Raw genomic sequence first — 7766 nt, forward strand, 5'->3', positions numbered from 1 at the left:
ACTCACGATTCAAATTATTACGAACAATATTACAACTTTACTCATCCAAGTAGTGGCAATGATATTGTATACAATTATTTAACTGGTTCTGGAGGAGGTGTACCACCAGATCAATTGATGAACTTCATCAAGACCTTTTTTAATGCCACAGATTATAGTGGTGCTTCAAATCAATTCTTGACAAATTATATTACTAATTCTGCTGGAAATCAGGAACTAATTGGCGTATATAAAACTTCTACTGGAGGGTTTCATATGGTTAATGTAACTGAAATTAACGGGACTACAGTTGGCTTTTTTGATGCCCAAAATCCTCTACGTGAAGATACTACAGTACAAATGTCACAAATGGTATCTTTTATTGGAATTACAAAGTAAATATTATTTTTTAAAATTCTTATTACTAATTTAAAGTTGCAATAATGAAATTTAACTTGAATACGCAAAAAGAAAGAAAATGGAAACTGTTGTTGGTTTTTATTTTCATGTTTGTTTTTAATATGCAATCGCAAAGTTATTTGGATGAATATGATCAATTATTTGTTAAAGAAGCTAAAATAATGAATTATCATCGACCAGATAATTATTTCTACATAAGTCCTGTTTCTTCATATTTTGAAATTTACCCAACCATTCAGCAGAGTCAATATAATATTTCTATGATAAATAAAGACAATCAGATTATGATTTGTGTAGCTGTTATTCATTATCCTGAAGGTAAAACTAGGGCACAAAAATATTTAATTGCTAATGTAGATTTGAATCGTCGTTCGAAAGAAGCTATAGCGGCAGAAATGGATAATCGTTTCTCAAATAAAAATTTACTAAGTGTGTCTCACATAAAAAAAATGAATGCAAATAGAGCTTATGTTTATAATATGAAAGTTAGAAAAAACTTATATCTAGGGATTTATCCAAGATGTAAAAAATTAATAGTTTATAAAGATAATGTTGGAAGAGTTGAAATACTGTTTTTTTACAAGGAAAATCAGGAGAAAATAGTTAGAGAAGAGATAAATAAAACATGGGGGATGTTAAAGTTTAAATAATCATTTTTAAGTCAAGCTATTTATTAACTAAACATATTTTAACTATGAAAAACAAAACCAAATTAGCATTTGAGTTGCTAGAACAGGAAATGGAAGTAATCTACAAAGAAGATTTAATGCAGTTTGTTGGAGGGAGTGGATACAGTTCATCAGGTGGTTATGGACCTTTACCAAACGGATATTGTTTGTTCAATGCTATGGCTTACATTTTTGATGGAAATACTGCAAATGCATGGATGTATGCGAGTAATTATGAAGCGAATTATAATGAGGTTAGAAATTACGATAGTAATGGTAATTTTACTGGTTATTCTATGAGTGGTAACGAAATGCGAAATGTAATAAGTAGTGCAGACGGTGGTTATGCAAGTGTGAATTATGTTAGTAGTGGTAGTTATAGTAATAGTATGTTTAATGGTGGGACCAGAATATTAGCTATTCTTCCCAATATGGGGCCTGCAGGAGAGCAGCATGCTGTTGAGATAACAAGTTTTAATAGTGATGGTACATTTAATTATTATGATGCTACGACTGGTAATGACGTTTATTCATCTGGAGCTACTGTAGGAAATATGTTTTCTATACAATGTCAATAATAAAAATTAAATTGCTTATTATAAATGTTTCGCAGATGAAATTTTCATCTGCGAAACATAGGTCGGTAATAGGTTTTTTATTTACTAGGTTTTAATGTAAAATAATTATTATGTTCAAATATATATATATTTTAATTGTAACATCTGTTGTCTATTCTCAGAAAAATGATTTTTTTGTTGATAATCTTAATAGGATAAATGGCGTTTTTAACGTACCTGATGGGTATAAACTTGAGAACTCAAATATTGAATATACATGGTGCTGGGATAACAAGGATGAAGGCGGTATTTTTAGAACGCTTTCTAATGTAGATGGCAGCATACTGATAGGGGTAATCATTAATAGTCCAGATACAAAAATGATAAATACCGCACGTCGTTATAATCCAAATTGGACGGCAGATACTGGTTATTTTAATAGATTTAGAAACTTGGCTGATACCATAAATAATTCTGTTCGGTATTATGGAAAATCTTATGTGAATGATACATTGAATGCTAATATGGCAGTTGAGTTTAGCCGAGGATGCACTCGGAGTTATAGAGAGAAATATACTCACAATAAAATAGTTTTGATAGGAAAAAAGGGAGTAGGTCATTTTCAAATAGATTTTCTTTACACTGATGCTGTTGAAAAAACTATTCATTATGAAATTCAAAGAATATTACCTATGCTGGTGAAATTCAATAATTAGATGTTGGTGTTTCTTAACTGCTGTGAACGATAAGGCATGGGGTTTTATAATGAGTTTTATTATGAATAATTATTTTGTTTAAATATATCTTTTTTTTAATTGTAACCTCTGCTGTCTATTCACAGAAAAATGATTTGTTTATTGAAGGACTCAATAGAATGGACGGTATTTTTAGTGTGCCACTTGGTTTCAAGATTCAAAATTCCAATATTGAATATACTTGGTGTTGGGATAATAAGCAAGAAAGTGGTATTAGAAGAACGCTTTCTAATTCTGATGGTAGTATTTTAATAGGTGTAATCCTTAATTATCCACTTCTATAACTTGAAGTTACCGTAAGGCAATATAACCCAAATTGGACATCTATCTCTAATTATAATAATACATTTCGAGCCTTAGCAGATACCATAAATAATTCTGTTAGTTATTATGGGACATCTTATGTGAAGGATAAATTGAATGCTGACAGGGCTGTGGAGTTTAGCCGGCCTTGTACCAGAAACTATAAGGAGAAATATACTCACAACAAAATAGTTATGATAGGAAGAAATGGTGGTGCTTTTTTTCAAATAGATTTTTTGTATACTGACGCTGCTGAAAAAACTATTCATTATGAAATTTTAATAATGTACCCGCAGGTTCTTATTTGATGAATAATGATGGTACTACAACTATTTATGGAGGAATGCTTAATGAAGTAGTTGTGTATTCAAATCATTCAAGTGGTGGTTATGGCTATTCCTCAAGTGGAAGTTACTCTAGTAATGGGCTTTTAACTGATCCTTATTTTTTGAATTCTCTATTTTGGATGGGATCCGGTGGTTACAGTAGCAGCGGTGGATATGGCGGCGGAGGTGGCGGCGGTTATTATGTAGGGCCTACTTATGTTGCTGGGAGTGGTAGTACTAGTGTACAGTCAGGATCTGGATTAGATATGACAAATGTTATTTTTGATTTTTCGGGTGGAAATCAACCATTTAATACACAACTAAATGGAATACTCACTTCAAATAGTGTAATTGCAAAATTATTGAATTCAGCTTCGAAAGGAAATAATAGTATAATGATAAACATTGGACAGTTGGAGCCTAATGCTTTAAATTCAACAAATATAGCAGCAAGTACACATCTCGATGGTAGTTTTATTTATGGACAAGGTTTAAATCAAATTATAACTTTAGATTCTGATTTAGTGACAACAGCAGGTATGATTGATTTGAGTTATATGGATTATGGGGGAATGAACCACAGTAATTTAACAGCTGCAGAATCATTAGTAGTGATTTTAGCTCATGAAGCATTTCATGCGTATAGTAGTGAGATATTTTATAACTCTCAAGAAGGGAGTCTAGAAAATCGTGTTGCAACAATGCTGCAAAAAGGTGTATCTCAAGAGGTTGTTGATATTTATTATTCATCTACAACTGTAAATGGAGTAACAACATATACCCAAAATGCTCCGTCTACTTACGAACAAAATGAACATAATTATATGAAATCAAGTGCCTTTACTTATGTTAATGATGCACTTGCTGAATATCGTGCCAATAATTAACAATTTTTATGATTATTTCAAATATATTGTTTTGTAAGTTCAAGTAATAAGTGCAACAGATAAATTAAAAATACTTGGAGTTACCCCCAAGTGTTTAAGGTTTTAAAAAAAATAATTTAATATTTTTTGTTATGAAGTTTAAAAGTTGTTTTTCATCGATATTGTTTTTATGTATTATGTTTTCATGTAAAAGTAATAGTGAACAAGGTAATAAGAATTCAAAAACTGTTGAACATATACTATCAAAGTTGGATATGAACGACACTATACAATTGTTAGATTTATCCTGTAAAAACATGGAAAAATTACCGGATTTATCAAAATTTAAAGTTAAGAAATTGAATATTTCTCATAATAATTTAGATACTTTAGTTATGAAAAATCTTCCAACATATTTGGTTAATTTAGATGCTTCGCATAATAAGATCAATGGAGGAATGACCTTTGTGAGTATTAAAAAAGAATTATTTGGAAGGTTTAAAGTAGAAAATAATATTTCAAAAGCAATAAAACAAATTAATCTTTCAAATAATAAAATTGAAGGTGTATCCTTAATCTTTTATGAAAAAGGGATTGAACGTATTATTTTTTCTAATAATAATTTAAATGAAATTCATCTTTATTTAAATGATAAAAATCTTAATTATTTAGATGTTTCAAATAATCCAAAATTGAGTAATAGAGTTTCATTTGATCCTTCTAAAATTGATACAATAAAAAGCAATAACATTGCTGTTGATGCTCCTCTTAAATTTATTAATCCACCAGTGATTATAACGATACCTGATAAAGTTAACTAAATAAATTTTAATTAGTTTACCAGCATGTTCGTATATAATGAATGAAGATGGTTCTACAACTATTTATGGAGGAATGCTTAATCAGGTAGTTGTGTATTCAAATCATTCAAGTGGTGGATATACTTCAAATTATCCAATTCTTAATTATGATTGGGAAAATTATAGCCAATGGAATTTAGAGGCTGTTGCTGATGTCTTTCATGGTATGGGTGATTCTGCAAACAATATGGGAATAGTTTTAACTAGTACAGGATTTGGTGAAATTGGAGTGCCACTAATGGGGGTGAGTGGAGCTATTAATCTTGTTGGTACAGGAATAGATTTGTATTCTGATATTATGAATAATACACCTGAGACTTTTGATTATGGAGCTTGGGCAATTACTTTAGGACTAGAGGCTAATGCGTATGTGTTTGGAAAATTGACGACAACTGATGGAGAAAAAGTAATTTTTGAATTAAGCCAAAATGGTATACAGTATATTTATGATTCAATTAAGGATTAATTTTTAAAAAGATGAAATATATTATACTTTTTTCTTTAGCATTAATATTATTACTTATTGTTTTATTTTTATCATTGAAGAACAAAAAACATATAAAAGATTTTAAGAATCAAGATGTTTATTCGAAAGTTAGTACATTTAGGTATTATTTTATTTTATTTGTATTAATTATAGTTTTGATATCAGTACTTTATACAAAGTTGATGGATTTTTTAATTAATAAGTAGTCGCAATGATTCCTTATCCTAAAGGTAAAACTAGAGCAAAAAAATATTTAATTGCTACTGTAGATTTGAATCGTCCTCAGCAAAAGTGGTTGTCATCAGAAATGGATACTCGTCTATCAAAGTTGATTTATGCTGATGCCCCCCCCCCACACACACACACACACACACACACACACACACATAAAAAAAATGAATGCAGATAAAGCTTATGTTTATAATATAAAAGTCTCTAAATTATATTTAGGAATTTATCCAAATTGTAAAAAAAAACAGAACTGTATAACGATAATGTGGTTAGGGCTGAAATATTGTTTTTTTATAATAAAGGAGATGATTTTCTAGTTAATGAAGAGATAAATAAAACCTGGGGGATGATAAAGTTTAAATAATCATTTTTAAGTCAAGCTATTTATTAACTAAATATATTTAAAATTATGAAAAACAAAACCAAATTAGCATTTGAGCTATTAGAACAAGAAATGGAAGTAATTTATAAAGAGGATTTAAGACAGGTTTTAGGAGGGATTCAACGGGACGCCAATGGAAATATAATATTTACAGCAGTAGAACCTTTTAATACATATGATTATTCTGGTAATCCTGTTTCGATGATTAAGGGATATATTCTTGCTGACGATGGTACGCAAATTGTGGCTTATAGAAATGATCCTAATTCACCCATGGGTTATGATACAGATTGCCATGGGACAACATTTGCAGATGGGCAGTATTGGATTAATAACGATCAGACTTGCAGTATATTAACAGGAGATGGTTATACGATTATAGGAGAATCTACAGGTACAAATTCTTCAGTAGGATACTCTTCAGTAGGGTATTCATCAGGTGGATATTCTTCAGGAGGATACTCTCCTGATGGATATAAAGTTGGGGATGTTGTGGTTTACTATGACTCCAATGGAAATTTGGCACATTCTTTAACAATAACTGGTTTTAGTGAGGATGGAACGCCTATGGTTTATGGACAAGGAGGAGAGGAAATTTTTAATTCAACTACCAGTATTGAGAATGGTTGGGCTAATTACTCAAGTTATCAAGTTTATAGAAAATAATTGAACAATAAAATCAAATAATGATGAAAAAAAGAATCTATTTAGTGGCCTTTTTTACAATTTTAACCTCCTATGTCATGAATGCACAAAAACAATCTCAATATTCTATAGTTACACCTTATAGTGATATAGTACCTGCTTATGAAGCAAATATTAACGGAATTGTATTTTCTATTGCGGTAGATGAATATCGAAAAAAACTGTTTATATCAACAAGAGACACAAATTTTAAACAAGAAGGAAAAGCTGTTGTAGGACGTACTCTATCCTCATTTAAAAACAAGGCCGATATTAAGCTTATGCAAGGTTGGGGTTATTATCTAAAAATAGATGAATACTGGTATGCTCGCTTCGATTTTAATAATATAGGCGATGACTCCAAAGTAGGATATGTGTTTCAATACAAGTTTTAAGGTTGAAATTCTGGTAAAAATTCCAAGTTAAGCCCTCTTCCTGCGATAGATAATTTATATTATGGGAAAGGGGCTACCTATAGTAAATCAACTTGCATCTAAAGACAATATTACTTGTAAAATACAAGTTATTTTGGTTCTGGGTGTCACTTTTAAACAAACAATAACAATAGAATTTGACTCATGCCAGAAGCCACCATCCTAATTCCAGTCTATAATTGTGCCAAGTATATCGTGGCCGCAATAGAAAGTGTTCTTGCCCAAAAATATACTGATTATGAATTGGTAATCATTGATGATGGCAGTACTGATAATACCACAGAAATCATAAATTCTATTAAGGACAGCCGTATTGTATTTCTTAAAAACAGCAAGAATCGAGGTATTGTCTATACTTTAAATAAAGGCTTAGCTTTGGCTAAAGGCAAATACATTGCCCGTATGGACGGAGATGATATTATGCTAGGAAACCGTTTAGAAACTCAAATTAATTTTCTTAAAAATAATCCTGATTTTGGGATCGTTGGTGGGTGGTATGAGGTAATTAATGCCGATGGTAAAAAAATCGATACGGTAGAAGGAGTGACAGATTATCGCGATGCTCAATTAAGTTTATTATTTCGAAATCAGTTTACTCATTCGGCTGTTACTATGCGTACTGATCTTGCAAAGCAATTAAAATATGATCCTGATTTTCAATATTGTGAAGATTATGATCTTTGGGTTCGTTTTGCAGAAATTAGTAAAGTAGCTAATTTACCCGCTTATTTTGTAAAATATCGTTGGTATAGTGAGAACAGCTGTAGTAGAAAACAGAAAGAATTAAAGCAAGCTATGTTTAATTTATTATCTC

The 7766-nt window shown here is 30.5% G+C and carries 10 protein-coding genes; all 10 read left to right on the forward strand.

What is annotated here, in order from left to right; all coding sequences use genetic code 11:
* Positions 1-378, forward strand: a 378-nt coding sequence (locus H599_RS0118855; protein WP_026715533.1) for a hypothetical protein, incomplete at its 5' end; no start/stop codon positions are given.
* A gap of 44 nt (positions 379-422) precedes the next feature.
* Entirely contained in the window at positions 423-1049 is a 627-nt protein-coding gene (locus H599_RS0118860) for a hypothetical protein (RefSeq protein WP_026715534.1), read from the forward strand.
* Positions 1050-1138: 89 nt separating this feature from the next.
* Positions 1139-1645, forward strand: coding sequence for a hypothetical protein (locus tag H599_RS0118865; RefSeq protein ID WP_162174280.1), 507 nt, complete (start codon positions 1139-1141; stop codon positions 1643-1645).
* A 110-nt stretch (positions 1646-1755) separates the two neighbouring features.
* Complete coding sequence (locus H599_RS0118870) at positions 1756-2340, forward strand: hypothetical protein (protein ID WP_026715536.1); 585 nt, start codon at positions 1756-1758, stop codon at positions 2338-2340.
* Between the two features lie 649 nt (positions 2341-2989).
* Positions 2990-3895 (forward strand): hypothetical protein, encoded by a 906-nt coding sequence (locus tag H599_RS0118885; RefSeq protein WP_026715538.1) that lies wholly within the window; start codon positions 2990-2992, stop codon positions 3893-3895.
* A gap of 296 nt (positions 3896-4191) precedes the next feature.
* On the forward strand, positions 4192-4695 hold the full coding sequence (locus tag H599_RS20460) for a leucine-rich repeat domain-containing protein (protein ID WP_155960839.1): 504 nt from the start codon (positions 4192-4194) through the stop codon (positions 4693-4695).
* A gap of 37 nt (positions 4696-4732) precedes the next feature.
* Positions 4733-5200, forward strand: coding sequence for a hypothetical protein (locus H599_RS0118895; RefSeq protein WP_026715540.1), 468 nt, complete (start codon positions 4733-4735; stop codon positions 5198-5200).
* Positions 5201-5861: 661 nt separating this feature from the next.
* Positions 5862-6500: a hypothetical protein gene (locus tag H599_RS0118910; RefSeq protein ID WP_026715543.1), complete on the forward strand. Its 639-nt coding sequence runs from the start codon at positions 5862-5864 to the stop codon at positions 6498-6500.
* A 77-nt stretch (positions 6501-6577) separates the two neighbouring features.
* Entirely contained in the window at positions 6578-6913 is a 336-nt protein-coding gene (locus tag H599_RS0118915; protein ID WP_162174281.1) for a hypothetical protein, read from the forward strand.
* Between the two features lie 183 nt (positions 6914-7096).
* Positions 7097-7766, forward strand: a 670-nt coding sequence (locus H599_RS0118920) for a glycosyltransferase family 2 protein (protein ID WP_026715545.1), incomplete at its 3' end; no start/stop codon positions are given.

This window comes from Flavobacterium daejeonense DSM 17708, assembly GCF_000425425.1.
Lineage (GTDB): Bacteria > Bacteroidota > Bacteroidia > Flavobacteriales > Flavobacteriaceae > Flavobacterium > Flavobacterium daejeonense.

Coding starts and splice junctions, on each gene's coding strand:
- H599_RS0118860 (WP_026715534.1), top strand. CDS start 423: ATGAAATTTAACTTGAATACGCAAAAAGAAAGAAAATGGAAACTGTTG.
- H599_RS0118865 (WP_162174280.1), top strand. CDS start 1,139: ATGGAAGTAATCTACAAAGAAGATTTAATGCAGTTTGTTGGAGGGAGT.
- H599_RS0118870 (WP_026715536.1), top strand. CDS start 1,756: ATGTTCAAATATATATATATTTTAATTGTAACATCTGTTGTCTATTCT.
- H599_RS0118885 (WP_026715538.1), top strand. CDS start 2,990: ATGAATAATGATGGTACTACAACTATTTATGGAGGAATGCTTAATGAA.
- H599_RS20460 (WP_155960839.1), top strand. CDS start 4,192: ATGGAAAAATTACCGGATTTATCAAAATTTAAAGTTAAGAAATTGAAT.
- H599_RS0118895 (WP_026715540.1), top strand. CDS start 4,733: ATGAATGAAGATGGTTCTACAACTATTTATGGAGGAATGCTTAATCAG.
- H599_RS0118910 (WP_026715543.1), top strand. CDS start 5,862: ATGAAAAACAAAACCAAATTAGCATTTGAGCTATTAGAACAAGAAATG.
- H599_RS0118915 (WP_162174281.1), top strand. CDS start 6,578: ATGAATGCACAAAAACAATCTCAATATTCTATAGTTACACCTTATAGT.